This window comes from Paenibacillus sp. cl6col, from assembly GCF_900102125.1.
Taxonomy (GTDB): Bacteria; Bacillota; Bacilli; order Paenibacillales; family Paenibacillaceae; genus Paenibacillus_B; species Paenibacillus_B suaedae.
In genome coordinates this window covers 21883-41439 of the sequence record NZ_FNAZ01000008.1, presented here as the reverse complement: position 1 = coordinate 41439, position 19557 = coordinate 21883, and the positions used below count along the sequence as shown (strand labels likewise).

Below are 19557 nucleotides of genomic sequence, written 5' to 3'. Positions count from 1 at the left end.
AGGAAGAACAGGAGGCGGCAGGCATCGATGGTTACGAATAGTTGGATTTACGATGCGATTATCTACACATACGCCCTGAGCCTTCTGTTTTATTTTTCCGATGTGGTAGGAGTCAATCGGAAAGCGAAGCGGATGGGCGCAGGGCTTCTTACTTTTGTATGGGTACTTCAGACGATCTTCTTGATTGTAAGAATGGTGAGGCATCAGGATGTGCCCGTTTTTAGTAGTTTTGAATTTATGTTTTTGTTTTCATGGTTCCTCGTGACCGTATCCATTGTCATTAGCAGGTTCTTTCATATCGAATTTATCGTTTTTTTCGTCAATCTTATTGGGTTTGCCTTATTGCTCGTGAATATGCTTAACGACCCGACAATGCCTGCATCGATGAAGGAATGGGAGATGATGCGCAATTTGCTCTCTTTCCATATCTCGCTTGTAGCCTTTGGTTTCGCGGCCTTAACGATTAGTGCCGTATTCGCGGGCATGTATGTATTTCTCCATCATAAGTTGAAGGCTAAGCAATGGTCTGACGCGGTGCGGCGCTTGCCTAGTCTTGAACGAATTGAACGCTTTTCGTTTCTAGCTGTCGTAATTGGCATTCCGATGATTTTACTGTCGCTTGCCGTAGCAGTTGGGGCTATTCTGCTCGACAATCGTACGGAATTGCTGATTGATTTTAAGATATGGTTTACGTTATTAGCGCTTTTATTCTATGGCTCTTATATTGTGAAACGCTCGCGTAATGATTCAACAGGATTTCGACTTTCTTTGTTGAATTTAGGATGTTATGCGGTAATGATGCTCAATTTCGCATTGAATTCATTGTCGACATTTCATCGCTGGATTGGAGTGTAGCGAATGGGTGATTCCCCTCTGTATCCGATTATGCTGAAGCTTGTTGGCAAGCCATGTACGGTGATTGGCGGCGGCAAGGTAGCTGCGCGCAAGGTTCGTCACTTGCTGGCGAGTGGTGCTGAAGTGAAAGTGGTCAGTCCCGTATTGACTGCAGAGCTTTGGCACTTTGTCCATGAAGGCAGCATTGTTCATATCGCAAGAGAGTATGAAGAGGGGGACGCCATTGGAGCGCTGCTTGTATTTGCTGCGACAGATCATTGTGAAGTGAATGAGCGAGTAGCTGAGGAAGCAAGGCGCTGTGGGGCGCTCATCAATATTGCTCATAGTCCGGAACAGAGTGACTTCGCCAATCCTGGGACGGTGCAGCACGGAGATGTCCATCTCGCTGTATCGACTGGCGGCGCTAGTCCAACCTTGACGAGAAGCATATTAGCCAAGCTGTCCAAGTTAATGGATGATGAGTTGGCGCAAGTAGCAGAGATGCTGCTGCATGCACGCAAGGCTTCGCATGATGTGCTGCCAGACACGGTAGATCGCCAGCGAGCAATGCGGCACTATGCAGAAGAATGCTGGCGGGCCTATGAATGTAATGTCACACTTCCCAAATGGGAGGACTGGGTCATGGCGTGGCTCGCCCAATATCAATAAATGAATGAATAATTTAGGCAAGCAGGAGGGGCAACTAGATGCGTACTATCATTGTTGGGACAAGGCAGAGCGCCTTGGCGTTGACGCAGACCGGGCATGTGATTGCGGCGTTGGAGACCATTTGCAAAGAGAACAACCTTCCGTTCCGATTCGAAATTAAGAAGATCGTAACGAAAGGAGATCGCATCCTGGACGTCACCTTGTCCAAGGTAGGCGGCAAAGGGTTATTCGTGAAGGAGATTGAACAAGCGTTAATGGATAAGGAAGTGGATATCGCGGTTCATAGCATGAAGGACATGCCTTGGGAACTTCAGGATGGACTGACGGTTGGCGCTGTGCCCAAGCGGGAAGATCCAAGAGATTGCTTGATTATGAAGTCTGGCACCTCGATTGAGGATTTGCCTATAGGTGCGAAGGTAGGCACGAGCAGTCTGCGCAGAGCTTGTCAATTGCAGGCGTATAGACCGGATTTGCAGATCGAGCCATTGCGCGGCAATATTGATACACGGTTGAAGAAGCTAGAGACGGAAGGATTCGATGCAATCGTTCTTGCTGCAGCAGGACTTCATCGGATGGGATGGCAGGATCGTATCACATCCTATTTGCCGACAGAACTGTGTCTCCCAGCGGTAGGGCAAGGGGCATTGGGGATTGAATGCCGTGCAGATGATGAGGAAGTATTGTCGCTGCTTGCGCGTTATCACGATGTAAATACTGCTCGTACCGTTCAGGCGGAGCGAGCTTTTTTAGGCCGTTTGAATGGCGGGTGCCAAGTGCCGATCGGAGCGTATGCAGAGCTTCATAAGGCAGATGACACGATACGCTTGATTGGTCTTGTCGGATCGGCGGAAGAGAATACGATACTGAGTGACACAATGGAAGGTGGACAACCAGAGGAGCTTGGCATTGCAGTTGCAGAGCGGCTGCTGGATCGAGGGGCGGAACAAATGCTATCCCAATTAAGGGGCTGATATGAATGGAGCGGCATTCCTCTGGAATAGGTATTGTCTATCTGGTAGGCGCTGGGCCAGGTGACGTAGGGTTGATAACGGTCAAAGGCTTGAATTGTCTGCAGGAGGCGGATGTTGTTGTCTATGATCGTCTCTCTAGCCCTCAATTGCTCAGATATATGAAGCGGGGAGCTCGTAGGATCTATGTGGGCAAGCTGCCTGATCGACATGCGATGAAGCAGGCGGATATTAACCAATTGCTTGCTGATCTAGCACAGGAAGGAAACAAGGTCGTTCGCTTAAAGGGGGGCGATCCTTGTGTGTTCGGAAGAGTGGGAGAAGAAGTAGCTGTACTGAAGCAGCATGGAGTTCCGTATGAGATCGTTCCAGGGGTCACCTCTGCTGTTGCGGTTCCTGCATATGCAGGCATACCTGTGACTCACAGGGATTATGCGTCTTCCTTTTGTGTAGTGACAGGTCATGAGAACCCGGACAAGTTGGATGAGTTCATCGAGTGGGAGCAGATGACCCAAAGTGCTGGAACTTTGCTGTTCCTTATGGGTATCGGCAAGCTGCGTGTAATTGCCGAACGATTGATGAGTCATGGACGGGCAGCGGATACGCCTGTTGCATTAGTGCGCTGGGGAACAAGGGCTGAGCAGCGCACGCTCGTAGGGACTCTAGCGACGATTGCGGATGAGGCAGAGCGTGCTCGCTTCGAGTCGCCGGCAGTCATTGTCGTAGGGGATGTTGTGAAGCTGCGAGAACAGCTAGCTTGGGCAGAGGAGCGCCCGCTGTTCGGTAAGAGAGTACTTGTCACGAGGAGCCGTTCGCAGGCTAGCGAGCTTGTTAAGCCCATTGAACAGCTTGGAGGGGAGACGTATGAATACCCGGTCATTGAGATGCGGGCGCCTGTCTCTCTTGGGAAACAGCAAGCGATTCATCAGGCTTTTATCCATGCACAGCAATATCAATGGCTAGTTCTGACAAGTGTGAATGGCGTCAAGTATTGGTTCCAACACTTGCAGGAGCAAGGGCAGGATATTCGCCAATGGGCGAATGTACGAATCGTAACGGTAGGCCCCAAGACTGCTGAAGCGCTTCGCGAATATGGAGTGCAGCCAGATGTATCTGCTGCTCAGTATAGTCAAGAAGGGGTATGGGATGCCCTTCGTCCATTAATCTCGCCAGAAGAGCGCGTGCTTCTTGCGCGGGGTGATCTGGCGCGCCCTTGGCTGAAGGAGATGCTGCAGCAGCATGGCCTTCTTGTGGATGAGGTGGATTTGTACGAGACCGTACTGCCGGAGTACGATGATCCTTATTTAGTGGAATTGCTGGAAGAGAACGCGATTCATCTGATTACGTTTACAAGTTCCTCGACGGTTACGAACCTGATCGCCGCACTCGAACGCATGGGGGTTCCTGACCCTGTAGCGAAGCTTGGTGGCGCTCAAGTGGTGTGCATCGGGGAGATTACAGCGCGCACGGCGCGTGATGCAGGCTTGCAGGTTGCTGCAGTCGCAGAACGATCTACCATTAGCAGTATGGTGGACGAGATGTGCAGACTTAGCAGTGCTGACAAGGCGCATATACACATTCAAGGAGGTTGCTAACATGGTATTTCCAACTACAAGATTACGCCGCCTACGGAAGACGGCAGCTCTCCGCAATATGGTTCGCGAGACTGTATTGACAGTCAATGACTTGATTATGCCTATATTTGTGACGCATGGTACAGGGATTAAGGAAGAGATTAGCTCCATGCCGGGAGTTTATCATTTCTCCCTTGACCGTATGGATGAAGAAATAGACGAAATTGTTCAATTGGGTATACCAGCTATTGTGCTGTTTGGTGTCCCAGCTTCGAAGGATGCTGTCGGAAGCTCTGCATTCGCCGCGGATGGAATCGTCCAACAAGCGACAAGACGAATTAAGGCGGCTCACCCTGACCTGCTTATTATTGCGGATACATGTCTATGCCAATATACCGATCATGGGCATTGTGGAATGGTTCATGTGCATGAAGTGAATGGATGCGAGGTAGGCGAGATTGATAATGACGAGTCGCTCGAGTACTTAGTGCGTACGGCGGTGTCTCAAGCAGAAGCGGGGGCTGATATTATAGCGCCATCCAATATGATGGATGGATTCGTGCATGCGATTCGTGTAGGTCTTGACGAGTCAGGTTATCATGATGTGCCGATCATGTCCTATTCGGTGAAGTATGCATCGGCATTCTATGGTCCATTCCGAGATGCGGCTCATTCCGCGCCTCAATTCGGTGATCGCAAGACTTATCAGATGGATCCTGCCAATGTGCGCGAAGCAATTCGTGAAGCAGAAGAGGACGTTCTGGAAGGTGCGGACATGCTTATGGTGAAGCCAGCCATGGCATACATGGATGTTATCCGTGTGATGAAGGATCAATTCGATTTGCCGCTAGTGGCTTACAATGTGAGCGGCGAGTATTCCATGGTGAAGGCAGCGAGCAAGCTTGGATGGGTTGATGAACGCGCTATTGTGAGCGAACTGCTGCTTGGTCTGAAGCGCGCGGGAACAGATATGATTATTACGTATCATGCGAAGGATGCTGCACGTTGGCTGTCTGAGCGAGCGTAACAATTGTTGCAGTGGGGCTTGATTAAAAGAAGCGACTTCTGTATAAATAGCAATCTCCCCGTGGCAAAGTTCGTTGAATGTGCCGACGGGGAGATTGTCTACCCGATGTATGGAGCTAGCTAACGTAAGGACTCTGGAACAGTCGGGATACGTCCAGCGTGTATTCGGTCGGCTGCAGCGTCAGGATACGCTGATGCTCGAGATCACGAATCACTTGTTCTAATACGTTCCGATGTACGCCAGCAAGACCTGACATGGCATCAGCGTCGAAGGCGGCACGGATGTAGATTTTATCTCCGCGGCGCTCGCCTTGCTGCTGAGCGATGCGAACGATGTTCTTTACGATGCGGCTTGGTGCATCTAAGAACGTTAAGTCATAGACATATCCGTTCGTCGAGCGCAGTCGACCGCATAGTTGAATCATAACCTGCTTCGCAATATCGTAGTGGGCGCGCAGCAGTAAGTGGAAGCTCTCGGATGTGACGGTAAAGAGAACCGTATCCTCTAATGTCTCTGCTGTTGCAGAACGCGGCTTGCCATCAATAAGCGCAAGCTCGCCGAAGTTGTCGCCGCTCTGAAAGACAGAAAGGATCTTCTGCTGGCCTTTCTTGTTGGATGTGTATACTTTGACGGCACCGCGAAATACGATGCAGAATGTGTGCCCTGGATCTCCCTGCTGGAACAAGATCGTATGTGGGGCATACTCCCGGCGGGATGTGATGGACGATACGATTTCCAGCTGTTCATCAGTCAAATCAGAGAACAGTGGGACGCGTTTGAGCAATTCAATCATGACTTTCCCCTCTTTGCCAAGCCGATTTTTTATTAGTGTAACATAGAACAGAGGAATAAATAAGAAGGAGCAACCAACATGTCTGAAAAAAAATCTGGCCGTGTAGACACACGTTCGCAGGCAGCATTTGCAGAAGCAAAGAAATACATACCTGGCGGTGTGAACAGCCCTGTACGCGCATTCAAATCCGTCGGTCTGACACCCGCTTATATTGAACGGGCGGAAGGATCCCGGCTGTATGATATCGATGGCAATGTATTCATAGATTATGTATGCTCATGGGGACCGCTAATTATGGGTCATGCGCATCCCGAAGTTGTGCGTGCGATCCAAGAGACGGCAGCGAAGGGGACAAGCTTCGGTGCGCCTACGGAGATTGAGACGGCTATGGCGAAGCTGGTATGTGAGCGTGTACCTTCCGTAGACATCGTTCGTATGGTGAATTCCGGAACGGAAGCGACGATGAGTGCAATACGATTGGCGCGCGGTATTACAAAGCGGAGTAAGATTGTTAAATTCGAGGGCTCCTATCATGGTCATGGAGACAGCCTGCTCATCAAGGCTGGTTCGGGTGTAGCGACATTGGGACTACCAGACAGCCCGGGGGTGCCTGAAGGGGTTGCCAGCAATACGATTGCGGTTCCGTATAATGATCTGGAAGCAGTGAAGCTGGCCTTTGATCGATATGGCGAAGATATTGCCTGTGTCATTGTAGAGCCGGTTGCAGGCAATATGGGGGTTGTACCGCCTCAGGAAGGGTTCTTGGAAGGCCTGCGGCATTTGACGGAGCAATATGGAAGTCTGCTTATTTTCGATGAGGTTATGACAGGATTCCGTGTGGGCTACAGCTGTGCGCAAGGGTTGTTTGGCGTCACACCGGACTTGACTTGCTTCGGCAAGGTTATCGGTGGTGGACTGCCAGTAGGTGCATACGGAGGCAAACGCGAGTACATGGAGCAAATTGCACCGAGTGGCCCGATCTATCAAGCAGGTACGCTTAGCGGCAACCCGCTGGCTATGGCTGCCGGTTATACGACATTGTCTTTGCTTACGCAGGAGGTGTATGCAGAATTGGATCGTAAGGGTGCCAAGCTTGAGGCAGGCTTTATCCGCAATGCGCAAGAACTGGGAGTGCCGTGTACAATCAACCGTGTTGGCTCGATGGTATGCCCGTTCTTTACGAATGAGCCGGTAACGAATTTTGATACGGCTCGCACGTCCAATCAAGAGCTGTTCCGCACGTACTTTAAGCATCTACTCGATGAAGGGGTTAATGTAGCGCCTTCGCAATTCGAGGGGATGTTTGTGTCGGCGGCTCATACCGATGAGGACATTGAATTTACAATTCAAGCCAACTATGCTGCACTAAAGAAATCGATCTAAGAATATGCAGGCTTGAATATAGGATGGTATGGTCAATCTATACGCATAAATAGGACGAATACGAGCCCGGCGATTCCGCGTTAGAAGTGGAGACCGGCTTTGAAATGGATAGAAACGGAGGAGGTGCGTTATGACACGATATTGGAGACGACAAGGAGAATGGATAGAATTCATGCCTGGCAAAGCAGCGCTTCAAGATGAACAATCTACACTGGCATGGCTGATTAGCGAGCTGCGTTTGCCGAAGAATTTCGTTCATAGAATGAATCATGCGGGAGATATTCGCACTGCAGGAGATAGGCTGCGTGTGAAATGGTTTGTTGCTGAATCGGATGCTTATGAGCCCGCTGACGCACCTGCCGAGGTGCTGTATGAAGATGATGCTTGCTTGGTTGTATATAAGCCTGCAGGTATGGCGGTTCATCCAACGACACCGGAGCAGGATAAGAGGCGGGATAGTCTTGCCCATGCTGTGGCATGCCACTATCTATGGACGGGGCAGGCTTCCAAGGTGCTGCATATACATCGCTTAGATGTTGATACAACCGGGCCGGTGCTGTACGCGAAGCAGCCGTGTACACAAGTGATTCTGGATGAGATGATGCGCGAGAAGAAGATTGAGCGCATCTATCATGCGATTGTTCAGGGAACGCTGACGCCGGCTTCTGGAACGGTAGATGCGCCCATAGGGAAGGATCGTCATCATCGCGGCAAATATCGGGTAAGCGATAGCGGAGCTCCTGCGATTACCCACTATGAAACACTGCAGCCCGGCTCAGAACTGTCCCTCGTGCGCCTAACGCTGGAGACGGGTCGGACACATCAAATTCGGGTGCATATGAGTGCGAAGGGGCATCCGCTTGCGGGAGATACGCAATATGGGGGCGATGGCAAGCTCATTAGCAGACAAGCGCTTCATGGGGAGAGTTTGCGCTTCATTCATCCGCTGTCAGGAGAACAGATTGTTGTAGACGCCCCGTGGCCTGAGGACATGTTGCGCTTGCGGCAAAAAATATAGTCATGCTCCTCTCTTTCCTCCCATATAGATGAAGTAGTGATACGAGTCTGACTTTGCGACTGTAGCTTAACATCGTTGCCATATCGCATGTACGCTGGTCACAAGGGAAGATGGCATATGAACTGCGGGAGGAGGAGCGGTCTGTGAACGAAGAATCATATGGATTGCGCTTTGATATTTATGAACGTGTGCACTTGTCCGACGAAGTGGTCGGCATTGATCAATTGGAAGAAGTGGAGTTGACACCGCACATTCAGGTCATTCCTGCTGGTGACCAGGTGACAGTGCGTGGCAGCTTGCTGCTGGCTGGGGCATATGTAGGTGCTGATGAACTGCGCAGCAGTCATTCGCTTGAGCATTGGATCCCTGTTGAAATCACACTCCCCTTAAATCGGGTGCGCAGCTTGGATGATATTTCGGTCGATATTGAGCACTTCGATGTAGACCTTTTATCAACACGTACATTAAATATTACAGGAATTTTATCGCTGCGCGGCATCTCAATGGAAAGTATAGAGCCAGCGGCTTGGGAGCCGGAGCAATTTACAGTTGTACATCAAACGGAGCTCGAGCACGATGGGGAAGAGCCAGCGTGGCTGCGTGACTACGGTACATACACACCGGCGTTCACGAAATCAGCAGAGCATGTGACTGAAGAAGTTGCAATTGAATCGGAAGTTGCGACTGAATCGAAAGTAGAAACAGAAGCTGATTATAGAGATTTCAGTCCTGTTAGGGCTTCAGAGGAACAGGAGCAAGAAGAACAAACAGAAGAACAGGCAGAGGAACAGATGGAGGATCAGGCAGAAGAAGAGTTGGAAGAGAACTTCGATCGAGCTGCTGAAGACGTGGAGGTTCGCGAATTCGAAGGGGAGAGGCTGCTGCCTGCACAAACCAATCATGATGCATTTGATGGAGATACTCCCCAATCTGAACGTATTCCGCTCACATGGAGTGGTTCTCAGTGGGCCAGAGAGACGCGAGATGAGGAGGAGCGGTTAGAGGTTCAGAGTGCCGAGGGGCAAGGCGAAGCAGGGCGAGCGCCGGGCAGAGCAAGTGCTGCCACGGATAGCGCAGAACACGAGCCAGCAGCGAAAATGACTCAGTTGGAGTCTCATTCACCGACCCTCTCGAATGATGCAAATACGAATGAGCCTGTTGCGAGAAAGGAAAGTGTGCAATCCATCGAAGTAGATGCAGCTGTTCAATCAGAGGGTGAAGGTGAATCGCTCGCCTCGAATCAGGAAGTGGAGCGGGACGATATTGAAGCAGCTGCTCCATTGAATGAGCCGGAGGATGTTCCAGCAGCTGCCAAGCAGGAGATGAAGGTTGCAATCGGCAAGTCGAAACAAAGTGAGCCGGAAGCAGCGGAACCAGTTGGATTCAGTTCGTTGCTGCAGAAGAAGCGGGAGTCTCAAGAACTGGAACGTATCCAGAAGGAAGAAGAGGCAGCGCAGCTAGCAGCAATGAATGAGGAGACAACTGGTGAGGAAGTAAAGTGGCAGTCGCTATTCCTGCAGCGTATTGATGATGAGCGGGCTTTCAAGAAGGTGCGCTTGTGTATTGTGCAGCGTTCTGAAACACTCGATACAATTGCTGATCGCTATTGCATGAACTCGAGAGAAATTGCGCTCTACAACCGCTTAGCGGAATCGGATATATCCGAAGGGCAAGTTCTGTATATTCCCACCTCGTAACGATATCTCCACTCCCTATAGATAGGCAAGAAACCCGTATGGCTCAATGAGCGACGGGTTTCTTTGTGTCTGAATGCAGTTGTACAAGAGTACAAGCTTCAATATACATCCCACAAAAATCCAATGAAGATGAGGAATAATACAAATAGCAAAAATACGTCAAATGCTGTTGGCAGAAGCAACGTGCGAACAAATTGCAAGCAAATGATGGGGAAAAGAACCCCTTTAATGGAACCTCGAACACGACACCACCACCGTTCCATGTAAAACACCTCCTATAGTACATGTTATGAAAAATGAAAAACAGGATATGACTAATAGTGCGAGTTCAAAAAGGCCGGTTTTCAGCACCGAAGCTTATGCTTCCGATGTGCGTTTTTTCAAAACGCCTCAGTTGGATGAAGCTAGGGCCTGAGGAGCGGAGCGTACGTTTTGGGTACATGAGCACCTGAGATGTTTCCGCAGGAAACATACTTCGTAAGCATCTGCTTAGGCCCGGCTGAATTCAAGATTCGATGCCGAGTCCACTTCATGATTTACTTCGTGATCAAAAGCGGACTTTTTGAACATCCTCTAATAGGGAAAGCATTTGTCAGTATCCTTTTGTGCTTCGTCTATTGACTCGCTCGGTATGCGAAGGTACAATATATCGTAAATGTTATTGTTTATTTTTATAAAGATCTGATTGAAAGACTATGAACAGGATTAGTAAGCGATTGGCCCCTTACAGAGAGCAGAGCGACACGGTGCAACGCCTGCAGGATTGTCCCGCGCTGAAGTCACCTGGGAGTTGCCCTTTTGAACGTGTCACGGTAATGTATGAACACGATGTTCATCATGTTCCGGATACGCTAGAATAGGCCGGCCGCAGCCGTTATTTGCAACTGAAGTGCCGCTCACACGATCTGTAAGATGTAAGGATCTTTACTGGGAGCGGAATAAAGGTGGTACCACGGAAGCTAAACCTTTCGTCCTTTGCGGCGTAAGGTTTTTTTATTTGCCTACGTAAGCGAATTGTCCTTGCAAATACCGAGCTATACGCTTAGAGAAGCATGCATGGATCGAGCAGTATGATTTGCTTTGCTTCGATTATATAGGCTGAACATTGTCGATTAGATACTCATGATTATGTAACGGAGGGATTTGCTTGGCAGAGAATCAAGAGCAACTGTCTATGCCTACGACGTATGATCCGAAGGCAGCGGAGCAGAAATGGTATGATTTCTGGATGAAAGGCGAGTATTTTAAAGCAGGTGAACGCAAGGATGCTGAACCGTTCACAATCGTAATCCCGCCTCCGAACGTTACGGGTATGCTGCATATTGGTCATGCACTTGACTTTACATTGCAGGATATTTTGATTCGTTTCAAGCGGATGCAAGGATATGATGCTTTGTGGCTTCCAGGTTCTGACCATGCAGGTATTGCAACGCAGACGAAGGTAGAGCAGAAGCTGCGCGAAGAAGGAATCACACGCTATGATCTTGGGCGTGAAGCATTCTTGGAGCGTGTATGGGATTGGAAAGAGAAGTATGCGAATACGATTCGTGAGCAATGGGCGAAGATGGGACTGTCATTGGACTTCTCCCGTGAGCGCTTTACGCTGGACGAGGGTCTGTCTCGTGCGGTTCGCCAAGTATTCGTGAAGCTCTATGAGAAAGGTCTCATCTACCGCGGTAAGTATATTATCAACTGGGATCCGGCAGCACGTACGGCATTGTCTGATATCGAAGTTGAATATAAGGAAGTGCAGGGGCATCTCTATCACCTGCAATATCCTCTGAAGGATGGCAGCGGCACAATCACTGTGGCGACAACACGTCCGGAGACGATGCTTGGCGATACAGCAGTAGCTGTACACCCTAAGGATGAGCGCTATAAGCATATGATTGGCAAAATGCTGGTACTGCCGATTGTTGGCAGAAAGATTCCGGTCATTGCTGATGATTATGTAGATAAAGACTTCGGAAGTGGTGCGGTTAAGATTACGCCAGCCCATGATCCGAATGACTTCGAAATGGGACTCCGCCATCAACTGCCGCAAATTACGGTAATGGATGAGTCCGGTAAAATGAACGAGCTGGCTGGTCAATATCAAGGGCTTGATCGTGCAGATTGCCGCAAGCAGATCGTGAAGGATTTGCAAGAACAAGGCGTGCTGATCAAGATTGAAGATCATGTGCATCAAGTTGGTCACAGCGAGCGCAGCGGCGCAGTTGTAGAGCCGTATTTGTCTACGCAATGGTTCGTGAAGATGAAGCCGCTCGCGGAGCGTGCAATCGAAGCACAGAAGTCTGGCAAAGGTGTTAATTTTGTGCCTGATCGCTTCGAGAAGACATATTTGCATTGGATTGAGAATGTACGCGACTGGTGTATTTCCCGCCAGCTATGGTGGGGACATCGCATCCCTGCATGGTACTGTGAGGATTGCGGACACATTCATGTTGCAGAAGAAGACGCGACTGCATGTACGTCATGCGGAAGCAACCACTTGAAGCAGGATGAAGATGTACTCGATACATGGTTCAGCTCTGCATTGTGGCCGTTCTCCACACTTGGATGGCCGGAACAGACAGAAGATCTGAAGCGCTACTATCCAACGAATGTGCTCGTTACAGGCTATGACATCATTTACTTCTGGGTATCCCGCATGATCTTTACGGCGTTGGAATTTACAGACGAAATTCCGTTCAAGGATGTGCTGATGCACGGCTTGGTGCGTGATGCTGATGGTAAGAAAATGTCCAAATCGCTTGGGAATGGTGTCGATCCGCTTGAAGTTATCGAGAAGTACGGTGCTGATGCAATGCGCTTCATGATTTCGACGAGCAGTACACCAGGCCAAGACTTGCGCTTCCGCTGGGAACGTGTAGAACAGGCTCGCAATTTTGCCAATAAGATTTGGAATGCATCCCGTTTCGCTTTGATGAACTTGGAAGGGTTCACTTATGCGGATATCGACATCACAGGCGAATTGGGCACAGCTGACCGCTGGATTCTCCACCGTATGAACGAGACTGCCCGCGAAATTACACGCTTGATGGATGCTTATGAGTTTGGAGAAACAGGCCGTGTACTCAATAACTTCATCTGGGATGATCTATGCGATTGGTATATTGAATTTGCGAAGCTTAGCTTGTATGGCTCGAATGAGCAAGCGAAGAAGAAGACGCAATCCGTTTTAGCTTACGTGCTTGACCATACAATGCGCATGATCCATCCGTTCATGCCGTACATCTCAGAGGAAATTTGGCAGCATCTGCCGCACTCCGGCGAGACGGTAACACTTGCGGAATGGCCAGTATACCGTGCTGAATTCGAAGCGCCTGAGGCGGTTCGCGAGATGACACTTCTTATGGATATGATTCGCGCAGTACGCAATATTCGTGCTGAAGTGAACGTTCCGATGAGCAAGAAGGTAGAATTGATTGTGAAGCCGACTGATCGTATGGTAGAAGCGAACATTACGAACAACCTTGAGTTCGTGGAACGCTTCTGCGGTACTTCGAAGCTGGAGGTAAGCATAGAAGCTGCTGCTCCGAACAAAGCGATGACCGCTATTGTGACAGGAGCCGAGTTGTACTTGCCGCTCGCTGGCCTTCTTGACATTGATCAGGAGATTGCACGTCTTCAAAAAGAAGTCGAGCACCTGAACAAAGAAGTGGAGCGTGTCGATAAGAAGCTTGCTAATCAAGGTTTCATCGCGAAGGCGCCTGCTTCGGTCATTGATGAAGAGCGTGCCAAGCAGCGTGATTACAGTGAGAAGAGAGATAAAGTACTGGCGCGTATTACCGAATTGAAAGAAGCGTAAACAACCTGTGCGATATGTACGACCGATCCGGACGTGAGCGCTGTCACATGCCGGTTCGGTCGTTTAATGACATCTGATAAAGGATGAGGAACTATGCCTACGACAAGCGAGACGGAAGCAACCGATTTTCCTTTTGTTCGGGTAGAAGACGCAATTGATTGGATTAATTCTTTAATTCCTTTTGGAATCCGTCCTGGATTGGATCGGATCGAACTGTTGATGGAGCGGTTAGGTTCTCCGCACCGTCGCTTGAAGTTCATTCATGTTGCGGGCACAAATGGTAAAGGCTCGACCTGTGCGATGTTAACAAGTGTCTTGCTTGCTAACGGATATGATGTCGGCACATTTACTTCTCCTTATATTGAGAAGTATACGAATCGTTTAAAGTACAACAACGAGGACATTCCTGAAGATACGCTGCTTCAACTTGTGAACAAGCTGAAGCCGTTGGTGGATGAAATCGCACAAACGCCGCTCGGTTCGCCGACGACGTTTGAAGTATCAACTGCGCTCGCCATTATGTACTATGCGACAGTGACGTTCCCGGATGTCGTCGTATGGGAAACAGGACTTGGCGGACGGCTTGATGTAACGAACATCGTGACGCCGATCGTATCGATTATTACGAATATCGGCCATGATCACATGGACATACTTGGGGATACGATTGAGAAGATTGCTGCCGAGAAAGCAGGAATTATTAAACCAGGGGTGCCAGCGGTGACGACGGTGGAGCAGCCAGAAGCGCTTGAAGTGATTAAGCAGGCTGCTGAGAAAAACCAATCTACACTGTATGTCATGAACGAACAGTTCCGGGTGGAACTGCTCCATGCGATTGAAAATGAACAGAACTTCACATTCTTCGGCCCATTCCGTTCGATGGAAGGAATGTCGCTCACGATGAACGGGGCACATCAGTTGAAGAATGCGGCCGCCTCATTAATGGCGCTTGAAGTGCTGCGACAATATATGGCTTTCATGTTAGAGGATGCTACCACGCGAGAAGGACTGAAGCGTGCAGCATGGCCAGGGCGCTTAGAGATGGTATGCGAGAAGCCTCGCATGCTGCTCGATGGAGCGCATAATCCGGAGGGGGCAGCGACGCTTGCACAAGCGCTGCGCGATACGTACCGGTATGAACGGCTTCATATTATGATGGGTATGCTGTCGACAAAGCATCATCCCGATGTTCTACGACATATACTACCTTTAGCAGATACCGTTATTTTTACAGAACCAGATTTCCGCAAGAAGATGGATGCGGAGAGCTTGAAACATATTGCCGAGCAAGTGATGGAGGGCGAGGGCGATATACAATGTCCAACCATTCTTGTAGAGCCGGATTGGCATAAGGCTTTGGAACAGCTACAAGCGATAACAGAGCCTGGAGATTTAGCAGTAGTTACGGGGACATTATATCTGATTGCAGACGTGCGTTCTTTCGTTCTGCATCGGACCGAATCTGAAAAGGGTTGGTGAGTTCGTTTTGAATACGACGGAACATATTCATTTTATCGGCATCGGGGGCTATGGGATGAGCGCCATCGCTCGTGTCATGCTGGAAATGGGGTACACCGTCACGGGGTCCGATGTGGCCGAACAGGATTTGACGGAAAAGTTACGCAAAAAGGGAGCGACTGTACATATCGGGCATGACCCTGCCTATGTTCAGAACGCAGACACAGTAGTATACTCTACGGCTTGTCCGAAAGATAATGTAGAGCGAGTTGCAGCTGAACAGCAAGGGATTCCAGTCATTCACCGCTCACAGATGCTGGCGCGCTTGCTGAATGCTAAGAAAGGCATCGCTGTAGCTGGTGCTCACGGGAAGACGACGACATCTTCCATGATTGCTTTTGTCATGGAACGCTGTGGCGTAGATCCGACTTATATTATTGGTGGCGAAGTGACGAACCTAGGAACAAACGCCCAAGCAGGAAATAGTGAATATGTAGTAGCTGAGGCGGATGAGAGTGATGGCTCCTTCTTGAATTATCACCCTCATATAGCGGTTGTACTTAACATAGAGGCAGATCATTTAGAGAATTATGGCGGGGATTTCGAGCGATTGAAGGAAGCTTATGTACAGTTCCTGTCACAAGTAAATCCGGAAGGATGCTCTGTAGTGTGTGCGGATGATCCAATTGTTGGTTCTATGCTTCCGAACTTGGGCGCAGGTGTTGTGACATACGGCATTGAACAAGCGGCTGATTATACAGCTACAGAGATTATTGCGGAAGATCGCGGCATGACCTTTACGATGAATCATCAAGGCAAGGCGCTTGGCACAGTACAATTGTCTATTCCAGGTACGCATAATGTGTTGAATGCAATGGCGACCATTATTGTTGCTATGCGTGCAGGCATTCCGTTTGAACAGGCATCTGCTGCTATCGTGGACTTTATTGGCGCTAAGCGCCGTTTCCAAGTAATTGGGGAAGAGCAGGGCGTACTTGTTGTAGATGACTATGCTCACCATCCGACGGAGATTGAGGCAACACTTACTGCTGCCAAAGCAACAAACCGTCGTATTGTTGCCGTATTCCAGCCGCAGCGTTATTCGCGGACTTATTTCCTGTTCGATCAGTTCAGCCGGGCATTTGAGGGTGCAGATGAACTGATTCTGACAGATATCTACTCTCCAGCTGGGGAGAAGCCGATTGAAGGGGTACACTCTTCGAAACTGGTTGACCGGATTCGCGAAAACAGCAACAGCAACGCACAGTACATTGCGGATAAGAATGATGCATTAGAGCATCTGAAATCAATTGTGAAGTCCGGAGATTTGGTAATCACAATGGGTGCAGGTGATATTTGGAAGACAGCGCGTGACTTAACTGAGGCATTGAAATCGTAGTATCTCTGGCAGTAAGTCAGCGATGTTCCAACAGTGGGATGTAAGTCTGTAAACAACTAGAATAGCAAGAAAAGATCGAGCTGGGGGTCAGGATTTTGGCCCTTCGTTCGATCTTTTTTTCTGTTGACTTATTGTCTTTGTCTGAGTGGATTACACAAGTCTAATAGCAACTACAGCTGCAAATAGAATACGACGAATAAAGAAAAAGCCCCGGCGCTGTACACGTAATCGGAAGGAGATAAGCCCCGAGGATAAGATTCTGCCAACCAGTACTTCTCCAGTAAAAAGAACGACAATCACGCGACGGCCGATATTTCGTCTAACGAATCGACGTACCTCAGCTGGGGTCAAACGCAAGTTGCTTTTCTTGCTTTTCTTGCTGTTCATTCTATTCCCTCCTTTGCTGCGGGATTGTATATCATATGCTAGCGTTGCAAGATTTGATAGGACGCATATAGGAGGACGGACGCACTTTCTAGTCAATAATTTGTAAGGTAGGTTCTATTGGATTCGAATCTAGCATAAATCTACTAGTAACCAATAGGACAAGGTAGGTGTTCGGATATGACCAACATGCGAACGAAGATGACGTTTCGATTCGATGATTCCCAGCCTGTGAAGGATAAACATGAGATTCAGGGCATAGAGGCGAGCAAGAAGAAAGAGCGGCTTACAGATTGGGAGGAGATGTCTGATGGTACGATTGTGAATGGGGTTTCAGTTGAGCGGGCGAGCGTATCAGAACTTGAAGAGTATAGTGAATCAACTCCCATAGAGAATCGGCATCATATAGAAAAGGTCGAAATAGATGCTCCGAACAATGACCGGGAACAAGAAAAGGCAGAGAGCGAAGATGAACGAGTGGAGCGCTGGATTCGGGAGTCGGATCGTCAGCCTGAATATGACATTCCGAAGAACGGTTATGCGATCCCAACCTCTATTGAAGATCCTGCCTCTAGTTCACTTAGTGATCAAGGCGAGTTGTTATGGCATGGTATTCATACACGTTCTCGCAAGCCCCCGGTGTGGAGAGTCGTTGCTTCCGTTGCGGGCGCGCTCGCAACGGGTGCCTTGTTCGGATTTCTCGCTCTGTCTCTATTCAAGGGCGAAGTATCGATGCCTAATCCAAGTGATGCTATTCCAGTATTCGCGAATGATAAGCAAGGAAAAGGTGGAGAGCCGGCATCTAAGGACACGGCATTGAACGAACAGGGAACGGTGAAGGCAGGGGATTCAGGAAGCAAGTCCTCATCTACTAGCAATGGAGAGAATTCGGCTGCAGCCGCAGCAGGTCTGTATGTGACGGATGTGAATATTCCAGAGAAAGTGTTTTACATGCTGCAATATGGTGTGTTCGCCCAGGAAGAAGGGGCTCAGAAGGCAGCGACGGAGCTGAGAGAACTCGGGCTGGCTGCGATGGAGGAGAAGTCAGAGCAGCATCGCGTGTATGCCGCGATCGCACCTTCGAAGGAGGATGCGATGGGGTTGAGCGCGTTGCTGAAGAACAAGCAGGTGGACTTGTATGTGAGAACCTTGAACCGTCCGGCGATTACAAAGTTGGCATTCCAAGGTGACTCAGCCTCCGTGGAGCAATTTTTAGGCCAAAGTGACGTGGTGAATGAATGGTTAATGTCTCAATCGATTGCGTATTTAGAAAAAACCAATACCGAAGCATTCACTCAAGAGATCACGGAACAGCTTCGGAAGGAGCATCAGAAGTGGACACAGCAAATGAGCAACGTGCAAAAAGGGATTCCTGACCAGTCCAAGAAAGCTTGGACGGAGCTGGTTCAGAGCATGAACACAGCAATCAGTGCAGTGAATGAGTATAATAAGCAGCCTTCGTCCTCACATTTATGGAGTATCCAGCAGGCGGTTATGCATTATCGGAATGCAGAGGCGGTTTGGTTGGGTACGATGAAGGTGTAGCTGAGAGCGGAATAGATCACATGCCAATTATATTGTTGGGAACAGAGTCTTTTGATAGGAGCGTAGCTCTTTGAAGGGGCTCTGTTTTGTATATAAGAACTTGCATTCGCATTGTTGTGAGGGGAAGGATAGAAAACTGCATGAATTTGGGATTGTTGCATAGATTACCATAAATTGTTCATCTAAATCTTGCAAAGATCCTCATTTGAATGTTTGTTTCGACAGCCAGTTACGCGTATAATAGAACAGTGTCAAAAAATGGCGAGGAGCGACTACGAAAATGAGTATATCCAAATTCGAGCGACCAACGATCGTAATGGCTTCCTCCTCACCACGGAGACAAGAGCTTGTCCGTTCACTCGGTCTTCCTTATGTCGTACATCCTAGCGATGCAGACGAGACAGTGGATCCCAATCTGGATCCTGACTGTATTGTTGAGACGCTGGCACTGCGCAAGGCACAGGCGGTAGCAGATGTCCGCAAGGCGGCTGGTGAGCACGTTATTGTCATCGGTTCCGACACCATTGTCGTCTTGGATGGCGAAGTGCTGGGCAAGCCAGTGAATGAAGAGGATGCGGTTCGTATGTTGACTAGGCTGCAGGGAAGATCGCACAAGGTGTATACCGGCGTGGCGATGATTGATTCAGCGGACGAACATACAGAAGTTGCGCATGGTGTAACCACAGTCCATATGAAGCCATGGACAGATGAACAGATACATCGCTATGTTGCAACTGGTGAACCAATGGACAAGGCAGGGGCCTATGGGATTCAAGGAATTGGCTCAACACTTGTCACGCAAATTGAAGGCTGTTATTTCAACGTAGTTGGATTGCCGTTGTCGCTTGTTAGCGACATGCTTGCTTCGTATGGCATTATCATCCCGTAATGGGCGCTGCCAGTACGGAGCAGCAAGGTGGAGCAGTAATTGTAAATGAGATAAGATGAGTATGAAATGTTGAATGCAAGACGGTCCTAGGAACAGCGGATGCCGACC

The 19557-nt window shown here is 49.2% G+C and carries 16 protein-coding genes and 1 other annotated feature; of the genes, 13 read left to right on the top strand and 3 right to left on the bottom strand.

Annotation, left to right across the window (positions count from 1 at the left end):
- Positions 1 to 27: 27 nt before the first annotated feature.
- From ccsA to hemB, 5 genes are read left to right on the top strand one after another with little or no spacing between them, the layout of a single operon-like run.
- Positions 28 to 855, top strand: coding sequence for a cytochrome c biogenesis protein CcsA (gene ccsA / locus BLS15_RS20075; RefSeq protein WP_021252325.1), 828 nt, complete (start codon positions 28 to 30; stop codon positions 853 to 855).
- A gap of 3 nt (positions 856 to 858) precedes the next feature.
- The gene (locus BLS15_RS20070; RefSeq protein WP_021252324.1) at positions 859 to 1503 is read left to right on the top strand and encodes a precorrin-2 dehydrogenase/sirohydrochlorin ferrochelatase family protein; all 645 of its coding nucleotides are present in this window, start codon (positions 859 to 861) and stop codon (positions 1501 to 1503) included.
- Between the two features lie 38 nt (positions 1504 to 1541).
- Positions 1542 to 2474, top strand: a complete 933-nt coding sequence (gene hemC / locus BLS15_RS20065; protein WP_021252323.1) for a hydroxymethylbilane synthase — start codon at positions 1542 to 1544, stop codon at positions 2472 to 2474.
- Positions 2475 to 2479: 5 nt separating this feature from the next.
- Complete coding sequence (gene cobA / locus BLS15_RS20060) at positions 2480 to 4066, top strand: uroporphyrinogen-III C-methyltransferase (protein ID WP_021252322.1); 1587 nt, start codon at positions 2480 to 2482, stop codon at positions 4064 to 4066.
- 1 nt (position 4067) lies between these two features.
- Entirely contained in the window at positions 4068 to 5072 is a 1005-nt protein-coding gene (gene hemB / locus BLS15_RS20055; RefSeq protein ID WP_021252321.1) for a porphobilinogen synthase, read from the top strand.
- Between the two features lie 115 nt (positions 5073 to 5187).
- Here the strand turns inward: hemB and BLS15_RS20050 are convergent, their stop codons facing one another.
- Complete coding sequence (locus BLS15_RS20050) at positions 5188 to 5865, bottom strand: Crp/Fnr family transcriptional regulator (RefSeq protein ID WP_021252320.1); 678 nt, start codon at positions 5863 to 5865, stop codon at positions 5188 to 5190.
- 78 nt (positions 5866 to 5943) lie between these two features.
- On the opposite strand from BLS15_RS20050, the gene hemL reads away from it, so the two are divergent.
- The 3 genes from hemL (at position 5944) to BLS15_RS20035 (ending at position 9963) form a co-directional block, all read left to right on the top strand.
- Complete coding sequence (hemL, locus tag BLS15_RS20045) at positions 5944 to 7248, top strand: glutamate-1-semialdehyde 2,1-aminomutase (protein ID WP_021252319.1); 1305 nt, start codon at positions 5944 to 5946, stop codon at positions 7246 to 7248.
- A gap of 130 nt (positions 7249 to 7378) precedes the next feature.
- On the top strand, positions 7379 to 8266 hold the full coding sequence (locus tag BLS15_RS20040) for an RluA family pseudouridine synthase (RefSeq protein WP_028533792.1): 888 nt from the start codon (positions 7379 to 7381) through the stop codon (positions 8264 to 8266).
- Between the two features lie 143 nt (positions 8267 to 8409).
- Positions 8410 to 9963: a LysM peptidoglycan-binding domain-containing protein gene (locus tag BLS15_RS20035; protein WP_090513546.1), complete on the top strand. Its 1554-nt coding sequence runs from the start codon at positions 8410 to 8412 to the stop codon at positions 9961 to 9963.
- Between the two features lie 98 nt (positions 9964 to 10061).
- On the opposite strand, the gene BLS15_RS29105 is transcribed toward BLS15_RS20035, so the two are convergent.
- Positions 10062 to 10226, bottom strand: a complete 165-nt coding sequence (locus BLS15_RS29105) for a hypothetical protein (RefSeq protein ID WP_162833933.1) — start codon at positions 10224 to 10226, stop codon at positions 10062 to 10064.
- 423 nt (positions 10227 to 10649) lie between these two features.
- Positions 10650 to 10942, top strand: a binding site (T-box leader).
- Between the two features lie 162 nt (positions 10943 to 11104).
- Between BLS15_RS29105 and BLS15_RS20030 the strand changes: the two genes are divergently transcribed.
- The 3 genes from BLS15_RS20030 to murC all read left to right on the top strand — a co-directional run bounded on the left by BLS15_RS20030 (position 11105) and on the right by murC (position 16631).
- Positions 11105 to 13774 (top strand): valine--tRNA ligase, encoded by a 2670-nt coding sequence (locus BLS15_RS20030; protein WP_269321462.1) that lies wholly within the window; start codon positions 11105 to 11107, stop codon positions 13772 to 13774.
- A gap of 93 nt (positions 13775 to 13867) precedes the next feature.
- Positions 13868 to 15253, top strand: coding sequence for a bifunctional folylpolyglutamate synthase/dihydrofolate synthase (locus tag BLS15_RS20025; protein ID WP_090513542.1), 1386 nt, complete (start codon positions 13868 to 13870; stop codon positions 15251 to 15253).
- Positions 15254 to 15260: 7 nt separating this feature from the next.
- On the top strand, positions 15261 to 16631 hold the full coding sequence (murC, locus tag BLS15_RS20020) for a UDP-N-acetylmuramate--L-alanine ligase (RefSeq protein ID WP_021254212.1): 1371 nt from the start codon (positions 15261 to 15263) through the stop codon (positions 16629 to 16631).
- A gap of 150 nt (positions 16632 to 16781) precedes the next feature.
- Here murC and BLS15_RS20015 read toward each other — a convergent pair whose 3' ends face one another.
- Positions 16782 to 17018: a hypothetical protein gene (locus tag BLS15_RS20015; RefSeq protein WP_021254213.1), complete on the bottom strand. Its 237-nt coding sequence runs from the start codon at positions 17016 to 17018 to the stop codon at positions 16782 to 16784.
- 177 nt (positions 17019 to 17195) lie between these two features.
- Between BLS15_RS20015 and BLS15_RS20010 the strand changes: the two genes are divergently transcribed.
- Together BLS15_RS20010 and BLS15_RS20005 are read left to right on the top strand one after the other, a co-directional pair.
- Complete coding sequence (locus BLS15_RS20010) at positions 17196 to 18560, top strand: SPOR domain-containing protein (protein WP_021254214.1); 1365 nt, start codon at positions 17196 to 17198, stop codon at positions 18558 to 18560.
- A 280-nt stretch (positions 18561 to 18840) separates the two neighbouring features.
- A complete protein-coding gene (locus tag BLS15_RS20005; RefSeq protein ID WP_021254215.1) occupies positions 18841 to 19449 on the top strand; it encodes a Maf family protein in 609 nt (202 codons plus the stop codon).
- Positions 19450 to 19557 lie beyond the last annotated feature (108 nt).